Genomic DNA, 26225 nt, shown 5'->3' on the forward strand with positions numbered 1-26225 from the left:
TGTTGAAACATTAGGGCGTGGGCTCAGCAAAGCGCGGATCGATGTACTCAGGCGGCTGCTCGGCCACCTGTTGCGCTTTGATGTGCTTGTAGATTTCTTTGATCAAAGGCTCGCAACCTTCACGCGTGAGCGCAGAGATTTCAAACACGGGACCTTTGTACTTGAAGCGCTTGACGAAATCGGCCACCAGCGCAGCACGCGCTTCGGCAGGGATCATGTCGAGCTTGTTCAAGACCAACCAACGTGGTTTGTCATACAAAGCTTTGTCATATTTTTTCAGCTCAGCCACGATGGCCTTGGCTTGTGCCACGGGATCCACAGCATCGTCAAAAGGTGCGACATCCACGATTTGCAACAACAAACGGGTGCGTTGCAAATGACGCAAGAACTGATGGCCCAAACCTGCGCCGTCAGACGCACCTTCAATCAAACCCGGCACATCGGCGACCACAAAGCTTTGCTCTGGGCCCACACGTACCACACCCAAATTGGGGTGCAAGGTGGTGAAAGGGTAATCGGCAATTTTGGGACGTGCGTTGGAGATCGCGGAGATCAACGTGGATTTGCCTGCGTTAGGCATGCCCAACAAACCGACGTCGGCCAACACTTTGAGCTCCAGCTTCAAGCTGCGCTTTTCACCGGGCCAGCCGGGTGTTTTTTGACGCGGTGCGCGGTTGATCGCGCTTTTGAAGCGCATGTTGCCAAAGCCACCGTCACCGCCTTTGGCGATGGTGATGACCTCACCCGGCGTCAGCAACTCAAACAGCACGTCGCCAGTTTCAGCGTCGGTGATGATGGTGCCCACGGGCATTTTCAAAATAATGTCATCTCCGGCGGCTCCGAACATGTCGGACCCCAAGCCGTGCTGCCCGCGCTTGGCCTCGTGGCGGCGCGAGAAGCGGAAGTCGACCAAGGTGTTCAGGTTGATGTCGGCAATGGCAAATACATGCCCACCGCGTCCACCGTCGCCACCATTGGGACCTCCAAATTCTTTGTACTTCTCATGGCGGAACGAGACGCAGCCGTTCCCCCCATCGCCAGCGGCAATGTCGATATAGGCTTCGTCAACGAATTTCATGGATGTAGTCTAAAAAGAGTAAAGCCCCGACGAATCGGGGCTTTGCAACATTCTGCTTAATTCAATTAAGCAGGTGTCACGTTGACCATATGCTTGTTCAAAGCGCCTTTAACGCCGAACGACACGTGGCCGTCAACCAAAGCGAACAAGGTGTGGTCTTTGCCCACGCCGACGTTAACGCCGGGGTGAAACTTGGTACCACGTTGACGCACGATGATCGCGCCAGCGGAGATCAACTCACCGCCGAAAGCTTTCACACCGAGCATTTTGGGCTTGGAATCACGCCCGTTTCGCGTAGAGCCGCCGCCTTTTTTCTGTGCCATGTCAAATGCTCCTTAACCGTTGATGGAAGCAATCTGCAATTCAGTGAACTGCTGACGATGCCCTTGGCGTTTTTGGTAGTGCTTACGACGACGCATTTTGAAAATGCGAACCTTGTCGTGCTTGCCATGAGACAAAACTGTCACTGTGACAGTTGCACCGGACACCAAGGGTGTGCCGACCTTGAGTTCAGCGCCGTTACCGACTGCCAAAACTTGATCGATCACAATCTCTTGGCCAACGTCCGCAGCAATCTGTTCTACTTTAATTTTTTCACCAGCAGCAACACGATACTGTTTGCCACCGGTTTTTATGACCGCGTACATGTGAGACCTCTAGATAAGAATCTATTTGGATATCTGCGAACGAATTTCCGCAGAGCCCGAAATTGTAGCAGTTCTAAGCCTCGCACGCACATACCTATAATTTGCTGGCTTTTCAACTGTTGAGTACCTCCCTGTTTTGACCTCTGCCTCCTCCTCCGCCCCGTCTTTGATTGCTGCCGATATGGCAGAGGTTGACCGTGTCATCGCGCATCGCTTGGACTCCGGCGTGCCTTTGGTGAGCACCGTGTCGCAGTACATCATCTCCGCAGGGGGCAAGCGCATCAGACCAGCCTTGGTCTTACTCATGTCTGGCGCGCTGGGCTACCAAGACGCACAGCGCCACAACTTGGCTGCGATTGTGGAATTCATCCACACAGCCACGCTGCTGCACGACGATGTGGTGGATGAATCCACGTTGCGCCGTGGTCGCGCCACCGCCAACGAATCGTTTGGTAACCCAGCCAGCGTGTTGGTGGGTGACTTTTTGTATTCACGCGCCTTCCAAATGATGGTCGACTCCGGCGAAATGCGCGTGATGGAGGTTTTAGCCGATGCCACAAACGTGATTGCGGAAGGCGAAGTCTTGCAGCTGATGAACATGCACGACGCTTCGCTGGATGAAGCCGGTTATTTACGCGTGATTCGCTCCAAAACAGCAAAATTATTTGAAGCCAGCACCCGTTTGGCGGCCATCATGGCGCGCAGCACGCCCGAAGTGGAAACGGCATGCGCAAACTACGGCCAAGCCTTAGGCACCGCATTTCAAGTGATTGACGACGTGCTCGATTACGACGGCGATGCGCAAGAGCTTGGCAAAAATTTAGGCGATGACTTGCGTGAAGGTAAAAACACGCTGCCCCTGATCATTGCCATGCAGCGCGCACCTGAACAAGAACGCGCCCTCATTCAACGCGCCATCGAAAACGGCGAGATGGAAGCGTTGCCCGACATCGTTCGTATCGTGCGCAGCACGGGCGCTTTGGAGGCGACTCGCAGTTCCGCTAGCTTAGAAGCTGAGCGCGCGATTGCGGCTTTGCACGTCTTGGCACCCAGCCCTTACCGTGATGCACTGCACGCTTTGGCGGCTCAACTCTTAGATCGCCGAAGCTAAAGCACCAGTCCTTCGGGCAAGAAGCTGTTATTCCTGCACCAATCTGCAGGGTGCTTTGATATTCTTTTCAACACGCTTTTCTTCACAATATTTCATCGCACGACGCTCGCCTTCGGCCGACATTTTGATATGTATAGAGCAGCGAAAGACCATCTTTTCGCCGTCACTATGGCTATCAAAAGCCGCCGCGCAATGGCTCATGGGCGTCATTTCTGGTTTTTGCTCTTTCCACGCCGAGCGCATTGGATCAGGCAACTCGTTCAACGGAACCGTTGGATAACCCGCAGCACGCACGCTCATACTTGCCAATGCAAAAACAATAAAAGCAAAAGCCAAAATAGTTTTTTTCATTTTGATATCGTTTTGTTAAAAATTTCATTTTAGGACTGCGCCGTATGAAATAGGGTGCGATATAAAACAAAAAGCCCGCATTCAGCGGGCCTTTGACGCACATCAAAACGACCTTAAACGGCAGCTGGCTCTGCGGCAATCAAGGCAGTATCCAAAGTGCCTGCTGTTTTCAAAGCCTGCACCCAAGTTGGCGAAACGCCACGACCTGTCCAAGTTTGCTCAGGGTTGGCAGGGTTGCGGTATTTAGGGGCAACTTTCTTACCAGCCAAAGCACCTTTTTTTGCAGCCTTGGGCGCCTTCGCGGCTTTACCAGCTTTCGCGGGCTTACCTTCGGCCAAGGCCTTGGCGATGTCTGCAGCCGTCAAGCCTGCATCTTTGGCCATTTGAACAATTTGCGACAACACTTTGTCGTGCGATTTGCTCAATAACGCTTGTTCTTTTTTAGCCAACAACTCACGTTGCTTGCGAATAGTAGCGAGTTGGTTTGCGACCGTTGTACGTGCCATATATTCATCTCCAGTAAGCGAATTTAAAAAGAGAATGATATATCAATTTCTTTTAATCATCGGCAGCTATTGATCTGATGACGATCCAATACTGATTTTCCGCACGACACCTCTCTTAAATTGATTTAATTTGGGGTCAGGTTTTAAAGAAGTCATACGAACCATACGCGTATATACGTAGTTAACCTGTCTACGCCGAATGCACCTTGTAGCGCGCTATTTTGTAATGCAGACTCCCACAAGACAAAAACCCACGCCCAAACAATGCAGCTCCACGACACAAGGGGCGCAGCATGCAACCGTCATTTCAAGGGGTCAATAAGTCCACCGAACTGTCCGTCATTCAACCCTTAGACGACATACTCAAACAAGCCGTCGCACAGGGGGCTTCAGATATTCATTTTGAAACGGGCGAAACCGAATTCCGAGCGCGCTTTCGCATTGATGGCATCTTGCATACCGCAGCTACACCCGCACTCCATTTGAGAGACGCCATGGTTTCTCGCCTCAAAGTCTTGGCACGCATGGATATTGCCGAGAAACGGGTGCCGCAAGATGGGCGCATTCAATACCCTTACCAGGGTCAAACCATTGATTTACGGGTCAGCTCATTACCCACCCTGCATGGTGAAAAAATTGTGGTCCGCTTGCTCAATATCAGCCGCGAACGCCCAAGTCTTGAAACACTAGGCTACGAAGCCGATGACCAAGCCCGACTGTTGGCCGCCATTGCACATCCTCACGGCATGGTGCTGATGACAGGCCCCACGGGCTCAGGCAAAACCTTGTCGCTTTACAGCTGCCTTGAGTTACTGAATCGGCCCGAGGTGAATATCTCCACCGTGGAAGACCCGTCTGAAATTCAATTACCCGGCGCAAATCAAGTCAATATCAACGAGCGAGCAGGGGTCACATTTGCCAGCACCTTGCGAGCTTTATTGCGCCAAGACCCAGACATCATCATGGTCGGTGAAATACGCGATCTTGAAACGGCCGCCATCGCCATTCAAGCCGCGCAGACAGGCCATTTGGTTTTATCGACCTTGCACACCAACGACGCCCCCAGCACCTTGGCTCGCCTGCGTCACATGGGTATTGAAGCGTTCAATGTCGCGGCCAGCATTATTTTGATCGTGGCGCAGCGGCTCGTGCGCCGCTTGTGCAACGCCTGCAAACAAAGCGCGACAAGCGTGCAAACACAAACGTGGCTGCAACAACTCAGCACGCAAGATCAACAGGCCATTGGACTGGCGTCACGCCCCTCGCCCACGCTCTATCACCCTGTGGGTTGCAACGCCTGCGACCAAGGCTACAAAGGGCGCATCGGCATCTACCAAGTCATGCCCATCGGAGGCGCCTTACAAGCGCTGATCTTGCAAAACGCCAGCACGCAGGCGTTGGCCCAACAGGCCTCACAAGAGGGTGTTCGAACCCTGCGGCAAGCCGGCTGGCTCAAAGCACTACAGGGCATCACGTCTGTGCAAGAAGTCATGACGCTGACGCACCATGGCTGAGCCTATTTTTCTGTGGCGCGGCGTCGATCGCGAGGGCAAAAATGTCAACGGCGAGATGCAAGCCCCTACCTCGTCGGCCGTGACAGACACTTTGCAACGCCAAAGAATTCGCGCCACAAGCGTGAATCGCAAGCTGTCGCTACCTGTTTGGTTACAGCGCAACGCCACCGTCAGCAGCTCAGATGTGACACGACTCACCCGTCAGCTGGCCACGCTGTTGCAATCGGGCGTTCCCTTGCTGCAAGCCTTTGACATCATGAGGCGCGGTCTACGCCACACAGCACTCCAACAGATGGTGCAAGACATTCGCCATCACGTCGAAGGCGGTCAGGCCTTGCATCAAGCCTTGCAACGTCATGCCGTCTTCGACGCGTTGTTTTGTAATTTGGTGGCGGCAGGGGAAATGGCGGGCATGCTCGACACGCTGCTCGACCGGATCGCCCACCACCGAGAAAAAGCCGAAGCACTGCGCAGCAGCTTGCGCTCTGCGCTGATTTACCCGACAGCCGTGTTGGTGATCGCGGTGGTGGTGATGGCACTGCTGTTGTCGTTTGTGGTGCCTGCATTTGAGGGAATTTTTCAGTCTTTCAACGCCGAATTACCAGCCCTCACACGTTTCGTGATTGGCTTGAGCTCTGGCTGGCAACGCCACGGATGGACCCTTCTGCTGTTAGTGTTGCTGGCGGTCTGGGCTCTGCAGCAATGGGCCAAGCGCAGCAAAACACTGCAATGGCGACTGCACGGCTGGGTGCTGCACCTGCCCATCGCGGGCAAGCTTGTGCGACAGGCGTGCATGGCACGCTGGACACGCACCTTGGCCACTTTATTTGCAGCGGGCATCACCTTGACGGATGCACTGGATGCGGTGAAAGGCGTTGCCGGAAATCTGCATTACCAAGACGCGACCGAGTCCATGCACACCCAGCTCATGCAGGGGCGCTCGTTGGCACAGGCACTTGAAAGTACGAATGGTTTGTTCTCGCCCATGGTGGTTCAAATGTGTGCGATTGGCGAAGAGTCGGGGGCTTTGGACCGCATGCTCGATAAAACGGCCGAGCACTATGAACGCGAAGTCACCGCGACCGTCGCCAAACTGTCCACCTTGATGGAGCCGTTCATCATGGTGGTGCTAGGCTTGCTCATTGGCGGTTTGGTGGTCGCCCTGTATTTGCCAATTTTTCAACTGGGACAAGTGGTATGAATTTGAATCTCTGGCTGGCCTTTGGCGTGGGCCTGATCTTGGGCAGCTTTGTGAATGTGCTGGTTCACCGCTTGCCGCGCATGGTCATGGCGAGTTTCGAGCCAAGCAACGACGACACGCCTCGTTTTGACCTGTGTCTGCCAGCCTCGCACTGCCCACATTGCCACACCCCGTTGCAAATCAAACACCTGCTGCCTGTGCTGAGCTTTGTCTGGCTCAAAGGCCGCTGTGGTTTTTGCAAATATCCCATTGGCTGGCAATACCCCACCGTCGAGTTACTCACCGCGTTGATTTGGACAGCTTGCGCATGGCGCTGGGGCCTGACCAGCACAGCCCTATGCTGGGCACTTTTTGGCACAAGCTTGCTCGCACTCTCACTCATCGACTGGCAAACCACCTTGCTACCCGATGCCTTGACGCAACCCTTGCTCTGGTTAGGCCTCATCGCCAGTGCTGACCAATGGGTGGCATTGCCCCTGACGCAAGCCGTTTGGGGCGCCGTTTGGGGCTATGGCGCCTTATGGAGCATCGCCACCGCGTTTGAACGCATCACCGGCAAACAAGGCATGGGTGGCGGCGATTTCAAATTACTTGCGGCCTTAGGCGCTTGGTTGGGTCCTTTCGCTTTAATTCCGCTTGTCATCCTCGCCAGCTTCACCGGGGCCATTGTTGGACTGAGCCTGCAATGGCGGCATCGCTTGCCGGCCAATGGGTACGTACCGTTTGGCCCGTTTCTCGCAGCTGCAGGGGCTTTTTTAGCTTGGGAAAACCCAGCGCAATTCATGCAAAGCTTGGGCTGGCCTGCGTTTTGAATAGACTCAACGCCATGCAAGCCCCCCTCCCCCCTTTTCGCTTAGGCCTGACTGGCGGCATTGGCAGCGGCAAAAGTACCGTCGGCCAAATGCTGGTCGAAGCGGGCGCTGCCTTGATCGACGCCGATGCCATCGCACGCAGCGTCACTGCCCCTGACGGCTCCGCCATTACCGCCATTTCCCAAGTCTTTGGCTCGGAGTTCATCAATGCAGAAGGCGCCTTAGACCGTGACCGCATGCGCTCGCTGGTGTTTTCAGACGCGTCTGCCAAACAAAGGTTAGAAGCCATCATCCACCCCTTGGTCTCATTGGCCACACAAAGCCAAGCACAAACTGCGGTCAATGCGGGCCACTCACTGCTGGTGTTCGATGTGCCTTTGCTGGTTGAATCTGGCCGCTGGCGTGCACAACTCGACGGCGTTTTGGTCGTGGACTGCGAAGTTGCCACACAAATTGAACGCGTCAAATCAAGAAGTGGTTTGAGCGCAGAAACTGTGCAAGGCATCATCAACGCCCAAGCCACTCGGGCGCAACGCTTGCAGGCCGCCGATTGGGTCATCTTCAACGAAGGGCTGCCGCTGGATGCTCTAAAAATCCAAGTACATCAAATCATGCGTGATTTGTCATGCAAAGTTTGACGCACTGACAGCTCTCAGCGGTTATGATCATCGCTCAAAGCTATCAATATCAAATTTTTCGTTTTTCTGCGTGATTCTGTACGAACATCCCTTCAATGAACGTGTGCGCACTTACCTGCGTCTGGAACATCTGTTTCAGCGATTTGAAGAGCTCACGTCACGCGATCACCCCGTCGACAACCACTTTGCGCTCACCACCTTGTTTGAGCTGGTTGACGCAGGCGGCAGAACCGATCTGAAATCCGACATCCTCAAAGACCTCGAACGCCACAAGCAACAGTTCAACGGCTGGCGTGGTAACCCGTCGGTCTCTGAAGCAGCCTTAGACATTTTGCTGGGGCAGTTGGAGCAATGCTTTGAAGGCCTCAATGGCGCGGTCGGCAAAATTGGACAAACCATCACCGACAACGAGTGGCTGGCCGCATTGCGCAATCGCGTCACGATTCCTGGTGGCACATGCTGCTTTGATTTACCGGCCTACCACGCTTGGCAACAACTCAGCCCTGACGTGCGCAGACGCGACATCTTGCGCTGGGCGCAAGCTTTTCAACCCATGCAAGCCTCGGTCAAGTTGCTGCTCTCTTTGATGCGTGACACCGGAAGCGCTCAAAAAATCATGGCCATGGGCGGTCAATACCAACAATCACTGGCTCAAGGCAAATTCCAATTGATGCGCGTCGCCATCGATCCCGCCTTGGGCTTCATTCCTGAAATCAGCGGCAACCGTTTGATGATTTGGGTGCGCATGATGCGCCAAGATGGTGAAGGCCGCTTGCAAGCCAGCACCGACGACGTCGCGTTTGAAATGGCTTTGTGCGCTTAACCCATGACGGCCTCGCTTCGCATCGTGACGTGCCCTCAATGTGGCGGCCCTAGCCGCTACGAATCTGCCAACTTGTTTCGCCCTTTTTGCGGTGAACGCTGCCGCAACATCGACTTAGGCGCTTGGGCCAACGAAGAGCACCGCTTGCCCGATCAAACGCCGCAAGACGACGCCGACTTCGAGAACACGCCCTTGCAATAAACCGCGCCCCCAAAGGTCGCCGCAAGGTTTAAACGGCGTGCGTTGCGCCCTCAAACCCACGCTCTTGCGCAAACCACTGCAAAACCGGCAAGGTGCCGGGCAACACAGGCTTCATCTCGACCGGCAGTTGCTGCCAAGCAAATTGCTGCGCTTCGCGCATTTGCAACTCACCCGACCATTGCGTGACTTTGCAAAAGTTCAGTTGCACCAACGCGTGCGGGTAGTCAATGCGCTCGATCTTCCAAGGCTCACAGTTTTCAATGGTGATGCCAATTTCCTCTTGCAACTCGCGACGCAAGGCTTGCGCCACCGTTTCACCCGCTTCGAGTTTGCCGCCCGGAAACTCCCAAAACCCTGCGTAGGCCTTGCCTTCAGGTCGACTGGTAAGCAAGAAGGCTTGATCAGCCCGAACAAGCACCCCCACGGCTACCTGCACCAAGGTCCGGTCAGCTGAACGAGGCTGGTCGGCATCGACCACACGCACGACGGTATCGGTCACGGCTTAAGCCGCGTGCTTGCCCGCGTAGTCGCGTGCAAACTGAAAAGCCACACGACCACTGCGAGAGCCACGCTCCAACGCCCAAATCAAGGCCTCAGGCTTAGCAGCCTCAATAGCCTCGCGCGACACACCCAGCGACGACATCCACTGCGCAGCAATGGTGAGGTACTCGTCTTGACTGAAAGGGTAAAAACTGACCCACAACCCAAAGCGCTCAGACAAAGAAATTTTCTCTTCAACGCCCTCGCCCGGATGCACTTCACCATCCTCGGTGTGGGTGTAGGTGAGGTTTTCCTTCATGTACTCAGGCAGCAAGTGACGGCGGTTGCTGGTGGCGTAAATCAACACGTTGGGTGTGGCCGCGGCAATCGAACCATCCAAAATAGACTTGAGGGCTTTGTAGCCTGGCTCGCCATCTTCAAAACTCAAATCGTCACAGAAGATCATGAATTTTTCAGGCCGCGTGGACACCACGTCAATGATGTCGGGCAAGTCGGTCAGATCGTCTTTGTCGACTTCGATCAGACGCAAGCCTTGCGGTGCATATTCATTCAAACAAGCCTTGATCAACGACGATTTGCCGGTACCGCGCGCGCCCGTCAGCAGCACGTTGTTGGCAGGCAGGCCTTTGACGAACTGCTCGGTGTTGCGCTGGATTTTTTCTTTTTGACCGTCGATCTCTTGCAAGTCCGCCAAACCGAGTTGCGCGACATGGCGCACAGGCTCCAAACCACCGTGACCGCTTGTGCGCTTGCGATAGCGAAACGCAACGCTCGCCGACCAATCGGGCGCTGACATGGGTTGTGGCAACACAGACTCGATGCGCGCCATCAGCGCCTCGGCGCGTTGCACCAAACGCTCTAAAGGGTTTTGCATGGAATCGCTCATCAGCTTCTGTAATCGGCGTTGATGCTCACGTAGTCGTGGCTGAGGTCACAGGTCCAAACGGTGTCGCTGGCTGTACCGCGACCCAAAACCACGCGCACGGTGATTTCGGATTGCTTCATCACGCGTTGGCCATCTTCTTCACGGTAAGCCGGATGACGACCGCCCTGCACAGCCACATGCACATCGTCCAGATACAAGTCGATGCCCGTCTGGTCTAGGTCGGCAATGCCTGCGTAACCGACGGCCGCCAAGATGCGGCCCAAGTTGGGGTCACTGGCAAAGAACGCCGTTTTCACCAATGGCGAATGTGCAATGGCGTACGCCACTTGACGACACTCTGCGCCATCGCGACCACCCTCAACTTGGATGGTGATGAACTTGGTGGCACCTTCGCCATCACGCACGATGGCTTGCGCCAATTGGCGCGCCACTTGCATCATGGCCTGCAGCAAAGCTTGGCCCTCGACGCTGCTCAAGCTGGTGATGGTTGGGTGCGCGGCTTTGTGCGTCGCGATGACCACGAAGGAGTCGTTGGTCGAGGTGTCGCCGTCCACCGTCACACGGTTGAATGAGCCCTCGGCCAAAGCCAGCGAGAGTTCTTTCATCAACGCCGGCGCGACGCAGGCATCGGTGGCCACATAGCCCAACATCGTCGCCATGTTGGGACGAATCATGCCGGCGCCCTTGCTGATGCCGGTGATGCTGACGTTGGCGCCCGCAATTTGCACTTGCGTACTGGCCGCTTTGGGCACGGTGTCCGTGGTCATGATGCCTTCGGCGGCATCAGCCCACTGCTGCGACGACGTAGCTTGACCCGCAGCCGCAATGGCCGCAGGCAAGCCCGCGATGATGCGGTCGTGCGGCAACGGCTCCATGATGACGCCGGTTGAAAAAGGCAGCACTTGACTGGGCGCAATATGCAGCGCCTCGGCCAATGCCACGCAGGTTTCACGGGCACGTTTCAAGCCGTCTTCGCCGGTGCCTGCATTGGCATTGCCCGTGTTGACGACCATCGCACGTATGCCTTGCCCTGCGTCTAAATGCTCACGACAAATTTGCACGGGCGCCGCACAGAAACGGTTTTGTGTGAACACACCACTGACAGAGGCACCCTCGTCGATCAAGACCACCGTCAAATCTTTGCGATCTGCTTTGCGAATGCCGGCTTGAGTCACCCCGATGCGCACGCCAGGAATGGCATGCAAGTCGGCAACTTGGGGAGGAAGGAGATTGACTGGCATAAATGGTCAGGCCAATTGGCCGTGGCAGTGTTTGTACTTCTTGCCGCTGCCACATGGGCAAGGCTCGTTGCGGCCAACGGGCGGCATGCTGGTGGCGAAAGTGGCGGCATCGGCCGTCACCTCCGCATCACCCAACTCATTGGGTGCGGTGTAGGTCACGTTGTGCAGCGTTTCTGCGCGGTCTTCCAACTCGCTGGCCGCTTGTTCGATTTGCTCATTCGACTCAATCTTGACCGTCATCAACACGCGGGTGACTTCGACTTTGACCATGTCCAACAACTGACCAAACAACTCAAACGCTTCGCGCTTGTATTCTTGTTTGGGTTGCTTTTGCGCGTAACCGCGCAAATGGATGCCTTGGCGCAAATAGTCCAAGGCGGCCAAGTGCTCACGCCAATGGCTGTCGATGTTTTGCAGCAACACCACGCGCATGAAGGGGGTGAATTGCTCAAGGCCCACGCGATCGAGTTTGGCTTGGAACGCGGCATTCGCGGCATCCACCACTTGGGTAAGCACCTCTTCGTCCGTGATGGCCGAGGCTTTTTCAATGGTGCTTTGCAAAGGCAAGTCAATCAACCACTCTTGCATCAACGCACGCTGCAAGCCCGCGATGTCCCATTGCTCTTCCACCGATTCTTCGGGCACGTACTGACGCACCAAATCGCTGAATGTGCCTTCGCGCAAACCCGCAATTTGAGCCGTCAAATCTGACGCATCCAGAATGTCATTACGCTGCTGGTAAATCACACGGCGTTGGTCGTTGGACACATCGTCGTATTCCAACAACTGCTTGCGCACATCAAAGTTGCGCGCCTCGACTTTGCGTTGCGCACTCTCAATGCTGCGTGTGACGATGCCAGCTTCAATGGCCTCGCCCTCTGGCATTTTCAGACGGTCCATGATGGCTTTGACACGGTCACCGGCAAAGATGCGCATCAATGCGTCGTCCAAGCTCAAGTAAAAACGTGACGAGCCAGGATCGCCCTGACGACCAGAGCGACCGCGCAATTGGTTGTCGATGCGACGCGACTCGTGGCGCTCGGTTGCGATGATGCGCAGACCACCCAAGGATTTGACCGCCTCATGGTCTTTGGTCCATTGCACGCGCAAGGCATCGATCTGTTGCTGCTTGGCTGCGGCGTCAAGCGCCTCATTGGCTTCAACCTCCGCAATGGCCTTTTCGACGTTACCGCCCAAGACAATGTCAGTCCCACGGCCGGCCATGTTGGTGGCGATGGTGATCATCTTGGCGCGACCCGCTTGCGCCACGATGTCGGCTTCACGAGCGTGCTGCTTGGCGTTCAACACCTGATGCGGCAACTTGGCCTTCTCAAGCATCTCGGCAATCAGCTCGGAATTTTCAATGGAGGTGGTGCCAACCAACACCGGTTGACCGCGCTCATAACATTCGCGAATGTCGTCAATCGCAGCCTTGTATTTCTCGGCCGTGGTTTTGTACACACGGTCCAATTGGTCTTCACGGCGGCTGATGCGGTTAGGTGGAATCACCACCGTTTCAAGGCCGTAAATTTCTTGGAACTCGTAGGCCTCGGTGTCGGCCGTACCCGTCATGCCACCCAATTTTTGGTAGAGACGGAAATAGTTTTGGAACGTGATGGACGCCAAGGTTTGGTTTTCAGCCTGAATCTGAACGCCTTCTTTGGCTTCTACCGCTTGATGCAAACCATCGCTCCAACGACGACCGGACATCAGGCGGCCCGTGAATTCGTCAACGATGGTGATTTCACCGTCTTGGCACACGTAATGTTGATCTCGGTGATACAGATGGTTGGCGCGCAACGCAGCGTACAAATGGTGCATCAAGCTGATGTTGGCAGGGTCGTACAACGACGCGCCTTCAGCGAGCAAGCCTTGCGCCACCAAAATACGCTCGGCATTTTCATGACCTTGTTCGGTCATGAACACTTGGTGCGATTTTTCATCCACCGTGAAGTCACCGGGTGTGATGATGCCCTCGCCCGTGTGTGGATCTTCCTCCCCCACTTGGCGCGTCAAAAACGGCACCACTTTGTTGATGGCGATGTACAACTCGGTGTGATCTTCCGCTTGACCACTGATGATCAGCGGTGTGCGTGCCTCATCGATCAAGATGGAGTCCACTTCGTCCACGATGGCAAAGTTCAATTTACGTTGCACACGGTCTTGCGGCTCGTAGACCATGTTGTCGCGCAAATAGTCAAAGCCGTATTCGTTGTTGGTGCCGTAAGTGATGTCTGCACGATAAGCCGCTTGCTTTTCATCCCGGGGCATTTGAGGCAGGTTGATACCGACCGACAGGCCCAAGTAGTTGTAAAGGCGAGCCATCCACTTGGCATCACGGCTGGCCAAGTAATCGTTCACCGTCACCACGTGCACGCCTTGATCAGACAGGGCGTTCAAGTAGACGGGCAAAGTCGCCGTGAGCGTCTTGCCTTCACCGGTGCGCATCTCAGCGATCTTGCCTTGGTGCAGCGCAATACCGCCAACCAACTGCACATCGAAGTGACGCATTTTCATCACGCGTTTAGACGCTTCGCGCACGACGGCATAAGCCTCGGGCAACAGCGCATCTAAGGTTTCGCCTTGTTGAACACGCTTTTTAAATTCGTCTGTTTTCGCACGCAATGCCTCTTCACTGAGCTTCTCTAAGGAAGGTTCCAATGCGTTGATTTGCGCGACAGTTTTGCGAAATTGTTTCAGCAGGCGCTCATTGCGGCTGCCAAAAATATGAGTCAAGAAATTAAGAGCCATGCGAGCACTGCGGTGGACCCCTCTCTGCTGAGCAAGGGCGTCGCAAAATCCTTTGTAAAAGGCTTTGTAGAAGCTGCGGATTTTAACCGTCACTCGCATCCATAATTGCGCATGGCTACCCGTTCAACACCGCACCCTGACACTCTGGCGGCATATCGCGCCTTGGGCTACAGCAGCGTCCCCAAAGCGAAGGTCTTGATTCGGGGCAGATCCCGTACTCTGGATCAGGTACTGAGCAACGCTCCAGGCCTGTCACAACTGACAGCAATGACCCAAGACACGCAGGCAAGAATTCGGGCGATTGCCCCATTACTACCAGCGTCATTGCGTGCGCTGGTTCAATCGGGCGGCGTGGAAGGCGATGCGTGGTGCCTGTTGGTGCCCAACAGTGCCGTCGCAGCCAAACTGCGCCAAACCATTCCCGCCTTGTGCGCGCACCTCAGAACCAAAGGATGGGACGTGAACACCATCCGCATCAAAGTGAAATCGCACAGCTGAAAAGAAAAAGCCTGTTGCACTTGCGTACAACAGGCTTTTATTTGGTGCCGTATCAAAACCACGTAAACAGAACCTCTTAAACGTAAAGCTCCTTACCAAATCTTCGATTTAATTAATGCTCATTTCCTCGGCGATTCTTGACATACATTGCTATTTTTTCGCTAAGCAAAATAAGTTCCGCCGTGTGGACTTTTAACAACACGTGATTTACATGGGCTTAAGCCTCGCCGCTTTTTCCATTTTTTGCTTTTTGACTTGGCTTTTTCCAGAAAGTACGCCTGAATGCGTGACCTAACTAACTGGATCACCAAATGGACGAGAAATTACTAACGCCTTCTGAGCTAGCGGCTCACTGGAGCATCAAACCCAAAACCTTGCAAAAGTGGAGAACTAAGGGCTACGGCCCTCAGTACCTAAAAATTTCCCGTCGAATCCTCTATCCAATGCGGACTGTTCTTAAATTTGAAAAAAGCACTTTGCAGCAGTCCACGGCTCAAAATCCGGTGTCAGAAACATCCAAACCACTCAAGTGCGATGAGGTCGCTTTCATCCTCAAACTGCCAACGCACTGGTTCAGAAATACATACAAGAGACAAGAGCTGAACATTCCACACTTTCGCGTCAACAAAGAGATCTGGTTCAGGCTAAATGAAGTGAAGGCTTGGGCACGTCAGTACAAAGCGGAAATTGAAAAGCAAATTGCTGAAACCCAGCAAACGGGGCAGAAGAGATCACGGGGAGTAGCGATCGATCGTTTACTCTCAATATGACAGCAATGTCCCTTTAGGTTCGGGCTCTTGGCTGAACTCATGTCGCCAAAACACCATTTCATCGACACGTTATGCGAACGTGTCGCTGTGGTCGACATGTAACGTTCAGAAGTTTCTTCTGCAGTTAACCCCCTAAGATTTTCGATAAATCATTGATTCATATAGACTTATCCATAAAAATAAGGTAAATTTATAATTCACTTTATAATTTAAGGCTTTGCTCAATCATGACACTTCATGCAGATGCGTTACGCCTTCGCCTAGCGGCAGGCCCCAAATCTGGAACCCAGATTGGAACTGAAATCGGCCTGAGCCAGCCGACGGTGACGCGTGCGCTGGCGGCAATGGGGGACGATGTCATCAAAACGGGGCAGAGAAAGTCCACGCGCTATCTGCTGCGAGACAAGAGCCGCGGGTTCGGCGAAGTCCCTGTTTATCGTGTCGATGCACTAGGCAAAGTCAGAGAGCTCGGAACTCTTGCGCCAGTTCGCCCAGATGGTTTTGTGTTCACACAAGCCGATGGCGTGCAAATTCATAGCGAAGGATTACCTTGGTGGTTGCTAGACATGCGACCACAAGGCTTCTTGGGTCGCGCTTATGCCGCGCGTTTTGGAGCAGAGCTAGGTCTGCCAAGCACAGTCAAAGAGTGGACAGATAGCCATGCCATCAGAGCATTGCTCGTGCATGGTCACGATTTAGTTGGCAACTTGTTGATCGGAACAATCTCAAGAGATAAATTCATCAACATGCCTGAGCCTCAGCCCATTTCAAGTGCCGACAAATCTACGGCATATACAAGCTTGGCTATCGGCGCAGCAGAAGGTGACTCTCCCGGCTCTTCAGCAGGTGGTGAACAACCCAAATTCACAGCCTATGCAGAATCTGCTGGAGTGGCAAAGCACGTCATTGTGAAATTCAGTGAGCAACTGACAAGTCCAAACAGCTCACGCTGGCGTGATCTATTGCTTGCAGAACACATGGCTCTAAAAACTCTTAGACAGGCCAATATCACTGCTGCCGAATCATTTATTTACGACCATCAAGGTCAGCGATTCCTTGAAGTGGAACGCTTTGACCGTGTTGGAACGCTTGGACGCAAAGCAGTAATTTCACTAGCTGCATTTGATGCAGAGTTTGCTGGGTTGGCAAATCAACCTTGGCCTGTGATCACTAAGTCGCTGGCAAAGCAAGGCGTCATCACGCCTGATGCTGCTGAAGTGGCAGAAACACTCTGGGCGTTTGGTGCACTGATCGGCAACTCGGATATGCATAACGGCAACCTCTCGTTCGTATCAGAACATGGTCGCCCCTATGAACTCGCCCCTGCATACGACATGACTCCTATGTCGTTCGCACCAACAAGTAGTGGGCGATTACCTGATGCCATTCATCCCATCACGCTTCACGCCAGTGTCAGGAACGACAGTTGGCGTAGAGCACAAGAACTCGCAACAAATTACCTATCGTTTTTGCGGGCATCCCATCAATTCAACAATGAGTTCCAAGTTTGTATTGACGCACTTGCGGCACACTTGGAATCTGCGAGCGCACAGATCAACAGATTGGCTTAACAAGTAAAGGTAGCTTTGACAACAACCTCAGAGTGCTTACTGGGATATCAAGATAAAACAGGCACTCCGTTATTCGCATCAGGAGATAAGAATGAATCTATCTCTTTTATCAACCGCCCCAAATGTGGGATTTTCTCTGCAAGCTCTAGATAAATACGTGAGTAGTCCAAAGCGTTTATTGTTTCATGGGCTGGCTTCTCATAACTTTTACCAACACTCCCATATATGGCTTGAAGATCTAATGTTGGTTCTTCCCGTGAAGATGCTACCTCTGCAGGATTGCCCCCAATCGCAGCCGAAATCTTATCTATGGTTAAGGCTTTGCTAATCACAGAAAAATGCACAGCTTCAGCTAGAAACCACGCTTCAATTTCCATAACAGCCAAAATAATACTCACTGGAGCAAGAGAGGTTTTGATTCCATATTTCAAATTCCTCTCAAGCAAAGGAATTTGCTCCCGCGTATACATTGGTCTGACATCTCGCAATCCAATAATTGCAGAAAATCCGGCTCTAGTAAGTGATGCGTGCTCTTCTTCAATTCTCGGCTTAACTTGATGATCACCGCCACAATCAAATAGCAAGACATAAAATTTTTGGCCTAAGTCGGGATCTGAAGATTTAATAGAAATAACTTTTCTTGGAATTGTTGCTCCGCCAACTATCTGGCGTTTTTCAAAACTAATATTGTGAGCCCCTGCTATTTCACTTATCAACCGCTCAACAAAATTAAGCTCGGTAAATCCCTCAACGAACACCGCCAACTTGCGCATTACTGTCAAGCCTCTTCATCTACAGGGGCATTTAGTACATCAAGCTCAAGAAATGAAAAATTACTAAGGCCAGTAAATTTAAAATTTTCAAAAATTTCTTTTGAATTTTGAATATTTCTAAACTTAACATGGCTTCCCTTACGCTGAATAATTGACCACTCATCCAGCGGGACTTCATTCATCACAAATCTATCATTTGTTGAAATAATTATTTGCAAATTAGAATCTTCTGATTTCTTCCTCAAAAGACCGACAAGACGACAAGAGCGATCAAAATCCAACCCCTCTCCGATATCATCAATCAGAATGCAACTACCGGTGTTTTTCAACTGGAAGTAATTGATGTTTATGAGTAGACTCAACACGCGATACATACCTTGAGACATACTGACCTGATCCGTTAACCCCGTCAAGTCTGTTTCTTTTACTCTTAGCCCAACGACTTGAGCGATTTCTTGCGGTGCTGCAAAAGAAACAGGCGGTCCAATATCAACAGATTCAAGATGGTAGTCAAGCGACCCCATATCGTTGATTAAATTATTTATGAATTTTTCTTCAAAATCTTTTTTTGCAGTACGAAATAACGGGACTACAGATGCTTGATTTCGCTCATCCAAAGGAGGCCCATTTTGAATGAAATGAGCGAAGTGATCCTTACCAATATTTGAGCCAAACTGAAAATATCGAACAGCGGACGCCCATTGGTAAAGAGGCTCTAAAAATGGATGTTGTATAGAGTCACGTCGCGCAACAGCAGCAAATTCAGTGGTTGGAGTTTGAAAATCAATATGGACTCCACCATCAATTTTTTCAGCCAAAATCTTCCCTACACCACCGATACCCCGCTCAAGGAGAATTTTGTTATCAGCTCTCAAAACCTCAGCCAAAACGTGTCCTTCATTCATCATGCAATGATAGGAATATTCGCGATCTGCATCTTTAAATGTGCAGTTGTAAGTAGCTGAGGAAGTCGGCGGCAAGATGCCTGCTAGATGATTAGCTAAACCGAATATTACGCGTAGCGTCCTAGATTTTCCTGAGGCATTTTTACCCACCAGCAAAGTCTTTTGTGCGAATGTGCAACGGTCTAGCACCCACGCCTGAGCTGTGCCGTCGAGCTCAGAATACTCTATGGTTGAAAGCTTCATTAGTTTTCCTCTAGTAGCAAATTACTTGCAGCCTATGTTGGGATAGGCGGTTTCGTTCTAATTATCGCCTGCTTACATAGCAGCGAAGTCATCGTCTTGAGCTCTGCAACATCAACATCTACTGGTTGACTCAACCTTGAGTGCCGATCTTTGACAACGTTTCGATAGAACGGTTGATGGGCGCACGGTGCCCCTCTAAATAGAGAGCTTTCTGTAATTTCGACGCGAGCTGAATGCGAACAAATAAGCACTCTATCACCTCAAAAATGAGCGCTCCATTCCTCACCAAGTGCATGCGCTTGCTGAAGCACTAACTCAACCGCCGCATCTTGCAAATCTGGAGGGTATTTATATTTCCGCAAAATACGCCGCACCATCAAGCGCAGACTAGCTCGGACACTTTCACGCTCATTCCAGTCGACCTTCAAATTTTGGCGAAGGTTTTCAGTCAATTCGTGGGCAATTTTCTTCAAGATCTCATCTTGTAGAACGCGCACTGCAGACTCATTATTTGCAAGCGCATCGTAAAAACGCACCTCATCTTCCGTCAAACCCAAGGTTTGACCGCGAGCAGCTTCTTCGCGAAATTTCTTTGCCATGGTGATCAGCTCTTCCATCACCTGCGCAGTTTCAATGCTTCGGTTTTGGTAACGCTGAATCACATTCGCCAGCATGTCCGAGAATTTCTTGTCTTGAACCACATTACTGGAGAAACGGCTTTTAATCTCTCCCGCGAGGAGTCGCTCAAGAAGCTCAACGGCCAAGTTACGCTCTGGCAGATTTTTAACCTGCGCCAAAAAGTCATCGTCAAGCAAACCGATGTTTGGTTTATCCAGACCGACTGACTCGAAGATGTCGACTACATCACCCGAAACAACTGCCGAGTTGATGATCTGACGAATGGCGAGATCTTTCTCGTCATCATTTTTCTTCTTAAGGCTAAATTCTTTCTTGGTCAGAAGAACTTTGACTGCTTGCATGAACGCAACTTCATCGCGCACAGCTTTCGCTTCATCCAAAGTACAACAAAGGCTGAACGCCTTGCTCATCTCAAGAGCCGCAGTAGCAAAACGTTTTTTGCCATCTCGCTCCTTATCGCCCTTGATGCCCAACACATGGTTGGCGGCACCCGCCAGAGTTTTATGACCACCAGTTTTAAAACCGGAATAGTCGAAACCATGAAGCATTGCACGCAAGACATCTAACTTTTCGGCCAAGACCGCATAGGCCTCAGCAGCATTGACCGTTACGTTGCCACGACCTTTGCTTCCGGTATAGGCCTTCATTGCAGCCTTCAACTCATTGCCAATACCGATGTAGTCAACAACTAAGCCACCTTGCTTGTCTTTGAAAACTCGATTAACCCGCGCAATTGCTTGCATCAGGTTGTGCCCTTTCATTGGCTTATCGACATACAAAGTGTGAACGCATGGAGCATCGAACCCTGTTAACCACATGTCTCTCACAATCACCATTTGCAATGGATCGGCAGGATCTTTGAAGCGTTTTTCCAAGCGTTTCTTCGTCTGACTGCTATAAATGTGTGGGCGCAAAAGCGCTTTATCACTTGCAGATCCAGTCATGATGATCTTGATTGCACCCAGCTCCGGATCTTCGTTGTGCCAATCAGGTCGAAGCTTGACGATCTCGTTATAGAGATGGACGCAAATCTCACGGCTCATGGCGACGACCATGGCTTTTCCATTTTGAGCTTTTTGGCGCTCTTCGAAATGAGTGACTAAATCTGCAGCCACGCTGGCGATGCGAGGTTCTGCACCAACCACTTTTTCGAGAGCCGCCCAACGACTCTTCAACTTGGATTGCTCGCTGTCTTCCTCATCTTCGGCCAGCTCATCAACCTCATCATCAATTTGAGGCAAGTCTTCTTTATTTAGACTTAACTTAGCAAGACGAGACTCATAGTAGATGGCGACAGTTGCACCATCCTCCTTGGCCTGCTGCATGTCATAAACGTGAATGTAATCACCAAACACAGCACGCGTATCACGGTCCTCACCGCTGACAGGTGTCCCGGTAAAAGCTACAAAAGTCGCGTTCGGAAGTGCATCACGTAAGTGTTGCGCGTAGCCAGCTTGATACGTTTGCTCTCCGGGCTTGCCTTTGAGTTTGGCTTCGAAACCATATTGGGTGCGATGCGCTTCATCGGCCATGACCACAATGTTGCGACGAGCAGACAAAACAGGAAATGTGTCTTCATCAGCACCCGGCATGAATTTTTGAATGGTTGCGAAAACGATGCCGCCAGCTGGACGATTTGCCAACTTGGTTCGTAAATCTTGTCGAGTTGCAACTTGGACCGGCTGTTCGCGTAACAAGTCTTGCGACATGCTGAAAACACCAAACAACTGGCCATCCAAGTCATTACGATCGGTGATCACGACGATGGTGGGATTCTCCATCGCAGTTTCTTGCATTACTCGCGCAGCAAAACAAGTCATGGTGATGCTCTTGCCGCTACCTTGTGTATGCCAGACAACACCACCCTTGCCGCGAATCTTTAGATCGCTATTTGATCGCGAGGCTGAAACCACCTGACCAATCGCGGCACGCACAGCATGAAACTGGTGATAGCCCGCAATCTTCTTGACTAAGGTGCCATCATCTTCAAACAAAACGAAGTAGCGCAAGTAGTCCAACAAATATGCGGGGGCTAAGACACCTCGAACTAGCGTTTCGAGCTCGTTGAACTGACCCAGTGGGTCAAGTGTTTCGCCATCAATCGTGCGCCACTGCATAAAGCGTTCAGCATTGCTCGACAGGGACCCCATCAACGCTTCTGTACCGTCGGCGATCACCAGCACTTCGTTGTACTGGAAAACATCTGGGATTTGTTCTTTGTAGGTTTGGATCTGATCAAAGGCTTTCCAAACATCTGCATTCAGATCTGCCGGATTTTTCAGTTCCAGAAGAACTAACGGCAACCCATTGACAAACAAGATGATGTCGGGACGACGGGTGTGCTTTGGCCCCCTGATGCTGAACTGGTTAACAGCCAGCCATTCGTTGCGATCAATGTTTGCCCAATCAATCAGTCGAACAAAATCGCCGCGAGTTTCACCATCTTTTTGGTATTCGACTGGAACACCTGCAACCAAAAGCTTGTGAAAATGTCTGTTGCTCGAAAGCAAGGCGGGAATGCCTAGATCAACTACTTGCTTAAATGCATCTTCGCGAGCCGAAACTGGGACTGACGGATTCAAAGCATCAATTGCTTTTTTGAGCCGTGCCGATAACAAGACCTGCCGGTAATCAGAACGCTCTGGTGTAACTCCATCGAACGCAATATCTGGCCCGTAAAGATGTCGATAACCAACATCATTCAGCCACCCCAGCGTTTCCTGTTCAAGTTGATCTTCGGTCATGAGAGTTATGAATAGCAGGGTTAATGAGTACTCGACAGCCTAATTTTTAGTGTGTTAAGCTAAAGGCCTAAGTGGATTGGGGGTTCCTGGTCGGCGCTACAGCCTCGGTGGGTTCATCGGGGCTTTTCGCTTTCTGGGGTGGGTGAATTAACAGCCCGACGTTTTCATAACCACGCCCCACGAAGTCACGGCCCCCATCGCAGTAAAACTTACGACGCAGTATCTCAAACGCTTGGTTTGGTTGGTTCGGGCGTATGTAATTGATACCAATCGGACGAGCAACTAGGTCTGCAACTTGCAACCCAGTGAGGTTTGTCTTCTTATCTGCAAACACCACATCAAAGGGCAAATTTTTATTGGTGGCATTGTTGCCATCGCAGATTCGACGGAATTCAAGTTCTAGCTCAGCATCTTCTTTTCGGCCACGACACTCCACGATCACATGGGTTTTCAAATGGTCCTGCGCTTTTTCTGCAAGAAAACTACGCAAGGCATCTAAGCAGAAACCCAATGCAACGTGATACGGATTAGAGCCAGCACCTTCGCTCTTACTTAGTCGAGCTTTATCCACCACACACGTAATCAAGATGAAGTTGCTTGCATCCATGATGCTGCCCAAACGGGCCATAAACTCTTCACGAACAGCAAGTTGACTCAAAAATACAAATGGGCCTTTTTGTTTTCTGATTTCATTTTCATGAAGAACAACGCTGTCATGGCCAAAATAGTTGAACTTAAGCTTCTCCACCGCCGGAATGATTTTTTCACTGTAATGTCGCTTATGGAACACACAAAACGCCAACACAAAAACGGGGTACTCTGCATCAATACTCTCTAACGAATGGTCACCGCTTTCATCTACATAAACGATGTAATCACTGAACAACTTCTCCCCAACATCTTCTGATGTTTTTTGTTCAGGCAACGACTCTTGAACTTCGAACAGTGCATATTGAGATCCTGCGACATTCATACACAAACCCTCTCACTCACATTCGTTTCAAGTGAAAGTTGGCCAGAGATCAAGCGAGGAAGCAACGAGTCTCGCAAAGATGCCAATGTATTTACCCGCAACGAATTCCTGATGATCTGTTGCAAAATTGGATCTATCACATCGTTTGCAGCGCAAAGTAAATTTTCATTAGGAACAATCACTTTGGCTGCGGTCAAATGTGCGCGCTGAATGTGCCCCATGGTTGTAGCCTTGCTGGCTGCGATTTGTCGGAAGTTTTCTAGATGCTGGCGTGTCCAGAGAAAATAGAACCACTTAGGAAAAACAGCTGAGGTAACCTTGAATAAATGCTGATTCAGTGCCCCAACTCCACCACACCAAATCTCAACTTCAAGACTTCCAGACCAAGAAAAGAGAACATCACCGTTCTGCACGATATATTCATTTTTGATTGATCCTGAAGCCAAATCAGCGCCAACAGTGTCACCCTTACGTAGCTGTGCAATCTTGATCACGGGTAAATCGTTTTCTCCATTCGGTGGAAATTTTTGCAGCGCTAAACCGTTGAGGAATGTTGCGATTGAATCAAGTGAATTAAACCCCCACCCTTTCGGCACAGGCCCCAAATCCGACTCTTCAAAGCTGTCGGGGAACAGGGCGGCGGTGGCTTCGTCCATGCCTTCGGGGGCGCGGCCTTGCATCTTGGCGTGGACGGGGTCGAAGTCCACGAACCAGGACTTGAACAGGGCTTGGGCGATGGCTTCGAGGGTGGTGTTGGTTTCGCGCAGGAGGGTGATGCGATCATCCATGCTACCCAGCATCGCTGCGATTTCATGCTGAACAGATATAGGCGGCAGATTAATCGGGACCGCTGAAAGAATTCCTGTATTCAGATTGGGCATCGTTGCACCCACAGCGTGCCGTACTAACCAGTCCTTGGTATCAGGCAAGCGCAAGCAGTGTGAAATGAATTTCGCGTTTGCAATGCGCTCAGTTCCCAAGCGTACCTTCAAGCAACCAGTGCCACAAAACCATCCAACCTCATGCTCACGAATCAAAGCATTTTTCGTCACGTCGCCACGACGGCTAAACACAATATCGTTCAGCATTAGTTTGTGCTGTGAGAGTCGATCAACGTCTGATTGGTCAATTCGCGCGATGCCATCCTCAGAGATGCCACCATCACCAATGTTTGTTGGCATTACAACTGGAATGCCTATTTCTTTGTAGTCGGATGTATGCAGCTGACTACCGAAAGGGCCTGTTTGAATTGCGCCGCCTTGCTCAGTGCAAATTTCACCAAGGGTTGTGAGCTGCCACTCAGAATTCATACCCCAGCCCCCCCAGCTTCTTCCGAATCAGCGCGTCCAGCTCTGCGCCTTTGGCCATTTGCTCGCCCAGCTTGGCGGTGAGCGTTTGCATCTTGTCGGCAAAAGCTTCGTCGTCGTCTTCCACTTCTTCAGCGCCCACATAGCGGCCGGGGGTGAGCACATGGCCGTGTTGGGCGATTTCGGCCAGCGGTACGCTGCGGCAAAAGCCTGCAATGTCTTGGTAGCTGTCACCACCTTTGCGCCATGCAGTCACGGTTTGGCTGATGCACTCGATCACCTCGTCTGTCAACTCGCTTTGCACGCGGCTGATCATGGTGGCTTGTTTGCGGGCGTCGATGAACAGCACTTCGCCTTTGCGATTTTTCTGTTTGGCCAAGAACCACAAGCACGCGGGGATTTGCGTGTTGAAGAACAGTTGGCCGGGCAAGGCCACCATCACTTCCACCACGTCGGCATCGACCATGGCGGCGCGGATTTGGCCTTCGCTGTTTTGGCTACTGCTCATGCTGCCGTTGGCCAGCACAATGCCAGCCCTGCCCGTGGGCTTGAGGTGGTGCAGGATGTGCTGCAGCCAGGCGTAGTTGGCGTTGCCTTGCGGGGGCGTGCCGTATTCCCAGCGGGCGTCGCCGTCTAGGCTGGCGTGCCACCAATCGCTGATGTTGAAAGGCGGGTTGGCCAAGCAAAAGTCGGCCCGCAGGTCGGGGTGCTGGTTGCGGGTGAAGGTGTCGGCGGGCTCTTTGCCCAGGTTGTAGTCCATGCCCCGGATGACGAGGTTCATGGCCGCCAAGCGCCAGGTGGTGGGGTTGGCCTCTTGGCCGTAGATGGACACATCACCCAGCTTGCCGCCGTGGTCTTCGATGAATTTTTCCGACTGCACGAACATGCCGCTGGACCCGCAGCAGGGGTCGTAAATCTGGCCTTTGCTGGGCGAGAGCACAGCCACTAGTGTTTTGACAATGCTAGCGGGCGTGTAGAACTGCCCTCCACGCTTGCCTTCTGCACTAGCAAACATGCCAAGGAAATATTCGTACACCTGTCCCAAAATATCTCGCGCCTTTGATGGATCATCGCCAAAGCCGATCGTCGAAATCAAGTTAACCAACTCACCAAGCTTGCCATCTGGCAATTGCGCCCTAGCAAATCGCTTGTCTAAGATGCCTTTGAGTTTGGGGTTATCTGCTTCAATTAGGGTCAACGCATCATCGATACGTTTCCCGATATCCGGCTGAGGAGCTGCGGCACGGAGCTGCTCCCAGCGGGCACCTTCAGGCACCCAAAAAACGTTAGCTGAGGTGTAGTAATCACGATCTTCGAGTTCTGCCGCGATATCCTCATCAGAGGGTGCATGTCCATAGAACAGTTCGTCGCTTGGGTCCTTTAAACGTCGAGTGAGTTCAGATTGACGCGCAACAAATGCGTCTGAAATGTATTTAACGAAGATTAGCCCTAAAACCAAGTGCTTGTATTCAGCCGCGTCCATGTTGGCGCGTAACTTGTCAGCCGAAGCCCAAAGGGTTTTCTTGATATCGTCAAGCATG

The 26225-nt window shown here is 52.0% G+C and carries 26 protein-coding genes; 11 read left to right on the top strand and 15 right to left on the bottom strand.

The window, feature by feature from the left end; all coding sequences use genetic code 11:
- Positions 1 to 10: 10 nt before the first annotated feature.
- From cgtA to rplU, 3 genes are all read right to left on the bottom strand, one after another.
- Positions 11 to 1078, bottom strand: a complete 1068-nt coding sequence (gene cgtA / locus C5F52_RS16295) for an Obg family GTPase CgtA (protein ID WP_104799422.1) — start codon at positions 1076 to 1078, stop codon at positions 11 to 13.
- Positions 1079 to 1143: 65 nt separating this feature from the next.
- Positions 1144 to 1401 carry a 50S ribosomal protein L27 gene (rpmA, locus tag C5F52_RS16300; RefSeq protein ID WP_100131650.1) on the bottom strand — a complete coding sequence of 86 codons (258 nt, stop codon included), beginning with the start codon at positions 1399 to 1401 and terminating at the stop codon, positions 1144 to 1146.
- Positions 1402 to 1413: 12 nt separating this feature from the next.
- Positions 1414 to 1725 carry a 50S ribosomal protein L21 gene (rplU, locus tag C5F52_RS16305; RefSeq protein WP_104796975.1) on the bottom strand — a complete coding sequence of 104 codons (312 nt, stop codon included), beginning with the start codon at positions 1723 to 1725 and terminating at the stop codon, positions 1414 to 1416.
- Positions 1726 to 1906: 181 nt separating this feature from the next.
- On the opposite strand from rplU, the gene C5F52_RS16310 reads away from it, so the two are divergent.
- Positions 1907 to 2836, top strand: coding sequence for a polyprenyl synthetase family protein (locus C5F52_RS16310; RefSeq protein ID WP_104799423.1), 930 nt, complete (start codon positions 1907 to 1909; stop codon positions 2834 to 2836).
- 27 nt (positions 2837 to 2863) lie between these two features.
- Here the strand turns inward: C5F52_RS16310 and C5F52_RS16315 are convergent, their stop codons facing one another.
- Both C5F52_RS16315 and C5F52_RS16320 read right to left on the bottom strand, forming a co-directional pair.
- A complete protein-coding gene (locus C5F52_RS16315; RefSeq protein ID WP_104799424.1) occupies positions 2864 to 3187 on the bottom strand; it encodes a hypothetical protein in 324 nt (107 codons plus the stop codon).
- Positions 3188 to 3300: 113 nt separating this feature from the next.
- Complete coding sequence (locus C5F52_RS16320; RefSeq protein WP_104799425.1) at positions 3301 to 3693, bottom strand: H-NS histone family protein; 393 nt, start codon at positions 3691 to 3693, stop codon at positions 3301 to 3303.
- Between the two features lie 293 nt (positions 3694 to 3986).
- Here C5F52_RS16320 and C5F52_RS16325 point away from each other — a divergent pair, with 293 nt between their 5' ends.
- The 6 genes from C5F52_RS16325 to C5F52_RS16350 all read left to right on the top strand — a co-directional run bounded on the left by C5F52_RS16325 (position 3987) and on the right by C5F52_RS16350 (position 8882).
- On the top strand, positions 3987 to 5207 hold the full coding sequence (locus tag C5F52_RS16325) for a GspE/PulE family protein (RefSeq protein WP_104799426.1): 1221 nt from the start codon (positions 3987 to 3989) through the stop codon (positions 5205 to 5207).
- Positions 5200 to 6408 carry a type II secretion system F family protein gene (locus C5F52_RS16330; protein ID WP_104799427.1) on the top strand — a complete coding sequence of 403 codons (1209 nt, stop codon included), beginning with the start codon at positions 5200 to 5202 and terminating at the stop codon, positions 6406 to 6408. The genes C5F52_RS16325 and C5F52_RS16330 overlap by 8 nt, the downstream gene beginning before the upstream one ends.
- Positions 6405 to 7220, top strand: coding sequence for an A24 family peptidase (locus tag C5F52_RS16335; RefSeq protein WP_104799428.1), 816 nt, complete (start codon positions 6405 to 6407; stop codon positions 7218 to 7220). The genes C5F52_RS16330 and C5F52_RS16335 overlap by 4 nt, the downstream gene beginning before the upstream one ends.
- 14 nt (positions 7221 to 7234) lie before the next feature.
- The gene (gene coaE / locus C5F52_RS16340) at positions 7235 to 7858 is read left to right on the top strand and encodes a dephospho-CoA kinase (protein ID WP_104799429.1); all 624 of its coding nucleotides are present in this window, start codon (positions 7235 to 7237) and stop codon (positions 7856 to 7858) included.
- A gap of 70 nt (positions 7859 to 7928) precedes the next feature.
- The gene (gene zapD / locus C5F52_RS16345) at positions 7929 to 8681 is read left to right on the top strand and encodes a cell division protein ZapD (protein WP_104799430.1); all 753 of its coding nucleotides are present in this window, start codon (positions 7929 to 7931) and stop codon (positions 8679 to 8681) included.
- 3 nt (positions 8682 to 8684) lie between these two features.
- Positions 8685 to 8882: a DNA gyrase inhibitor YacG gene (locus C5F52_RS16350; protein WP_104799431.1), complete on the top strand. Its 198-nt coding sequence runs from the start codon at positions 8685 to 8687 to the stop codon at positions 8880 to 8882.
- A gap of 28 nt (positions 8883 to 8910) precedes the next feature.
- Here C5F52_RS16350 and C5F52_RS16355 read toward each other — a convergent pair whose 3' ends face one another.
- Genes C5F52_RS16355 through secA form a run of 4 tightly spaced genes read right to left on the bottom strand, consistent with a single transcriptional unit; the run spans position 8911 to position 14261 of the window.
- Positions 8911 to 9381: an NUDIX domain-containing protein gene (locus C5F52_RS16355; RefSeq protein WP_236657892.1), complete on the bottom strand. Its 471-nt coding sequence runs from the start codon at positions 9379 to 9381 to the stop codon at positions 8911 to 8913.
- Between the two features lie 3 nt (positions 9382 to 9384).
- Complete coding sequence (locus tag C5F52_RS16360) at positions 9385 to 10257, bottom strand: ATP-binding protein (protein ID WP_104799578.1); 873 nt, start codon at positions 10255 to 10257, stop codon at positions 9385 to 9387.
- An 11-nt stretch (positions 10258 to 10268) separates the two neighbouring features.
- Positions 10269 to 11510 carry a bifunctional glutamate N-acetyltransferase/amino-acid acetyltransferase ArgJ gene (argJ, locus tag C5F52_RS16365; RefSeq protein ID WP_104799432.1) on the bottom strand — a complete coding sequence of 414 codons (1242 nt, stop codon included), beginning with the start codon at positions 11508 to 11510 and terminating at the stop codon, positions 10269 to 10271.
- Between the two features lie 6 nt (positions 11511 to 11516).
- Positions 11517 to 14261, bottom strand: coding sequence for a preprotein translocase subunit SecA (gene secA / locus C5F52_RS16370; RefSeq protein ID WP_104799433.1), 2745 nt, complete (start codon positions 14259 to 14261; stop codon positions 11517 to 11519).
- Between secA and C5F52_RS30055 the strand changes: the two genes are divergently transcribed.
- The 4 genes from C5F52_RS30055 to yjjJ all read left to right on the top strand — a co-directional run bounded on the left by C5F52_RS30055 (position 14181) and on the right by yjjJ (position 17100).
- Positions 14181 to 14366 carry a hypothetical protein gene (locus C5F52_RS30055; protein WP_201747037.1) on the top strand — a complete coding sequence of 62 codons (186 nt, stop codon included), beginning with the start codon at positions 14181 to 14183 and terminating at the stop codon, positions 14364 to 14366. The genes secA and C5F52_RS30055 overlap by 81 nt on opposite strands.
- 162 nt (positions 14367 to 14528) lie before the next feature.
- A complete protein-coding gene (locus tag C5F52_RS16375) occupies positions 14529 to 14759 on the top strand; it encodes a hypothetical protein (protein ID WP_369952376.1) in 231 nt (76 codons plus the stop codon).
- A 311-nt stretch (positions 14760 to 15070) separates the two neighbouring features.
- Positions 15071 to 15529: an AlpA family transcriptional regulator gene (locus C5F52_RS16380; protein WP_104799434.1), complete on the top strand. Its 459-nt coding sequence runs from the start codon at positions 15071 to 15073 to the stop codon at positions 15527 to 15529.
- A 227-nt stretch (positions 15530 to 15756) separates the two neighbouring features.
- Positions 15757 to 17100 (top strand): type II toxin-antitoxin system HipA family toxin YjjJ, encoded by a 1344-nt coding sequence (gene yjjJ, locus C5F52_RS16385; RefSeq protein ID WP_104799435.1) that lies wholly within the window; start codon positions 15757 to 15759, stop codon positions 17098 to 17100.
- 47 nt (positions 17101 to 17147) lie between these two features.
- Here yjjJ and C5F52_RS16390 read toward each other — a convergent pair whose 3' ends face one another.
- The 6 genes from C5F52_RS16390 to C5F52_RS16415 all read right to left on the bottom strand — a co-directional run bounded on the left by C5F52_RS16390 (position 17148) and on the right by C5F52_RS16415 (position 26224).
- Positions 17148 to 17873 carry a DUF4276 family protein gene (locus C5F52_RS16390; RefSeq protein ID WP_104799436.1) on the bottom strand — a complete coding sequence of 242 codons (726 nt, stop codon included), beginning with the start codon at positions 17871 to 17873 and terminating at the stop codon, positions 17148 to 17150.
- Between the two features lie 5 nt (positions 17874 to 17878).
- Positions 17879 to 19021, bottom strand: coding sequence for an AAA family ATPase (locus tag C5F52_RS16395; RefSeq protein WP_108358304.1), 1143 nt, complete (start codon positions 19019 to 19021; stop codon positions 17879 to 17881).
- 260 nt (positions 19022 to 19281) lie between these two features.
- Positions 19282 to 22404 carry a type I restriction endonuclease subunit R gene (locus C5F52_RS16400; protein WP_104799438.1) on the bottom strand — a complete coding sequence of 1041 codons (3123 nt, stop codon included), beginning with the start codon at positions 22402 to 22404 and terminating at the stop codon, positions 19282 to 19284.
- 67 nt (positions 22405 to 22471) lie between these two features.
- Positions 22472 to 23377, bottom strand: coding sequence for a DUF3800 domain-containing protein (locus C5F52_RS16405; RefSeq protein WP_104799439.1), 906 nt, complete (start codon positions 23375 to 23377; stop codon positions 22472 to 22474).
- Complete coding sequence (locus C5F52_RS16410; protein WP_104799440.1) at positions 23374 to 24687, bottom strand: restriction endonuclease subunit S; 1314 nt, start codon at positions 24685 to 24687, stop codon at positions 23374 to 23376. The genes C5F52_RS16405 and C5F52_RS16410 overlap by 4 nt, the downstream gene beginning before the upstream one ends.
- On the bottom strand, positions 24677 to 26224 hold the full coding sequence (locus tag C5F52_RS16415; protein WP_104799441.1) for a class I SAM-dependent DNA methyltransferase: 1548 nt from the start codon (positions 26222 to 26224) through the stop codon (positions 24677 to 24679). The genes C5F52_RS16410 and C5F52_RS16415 overlap by 11 nt, the downstream gene beginning before the upstream one ends.
- Position 26225: the final 1 nt, after the last annotated feature.

The organism is Limnohabitans sp. TS-CS-82, assembly GCF_002943475.1.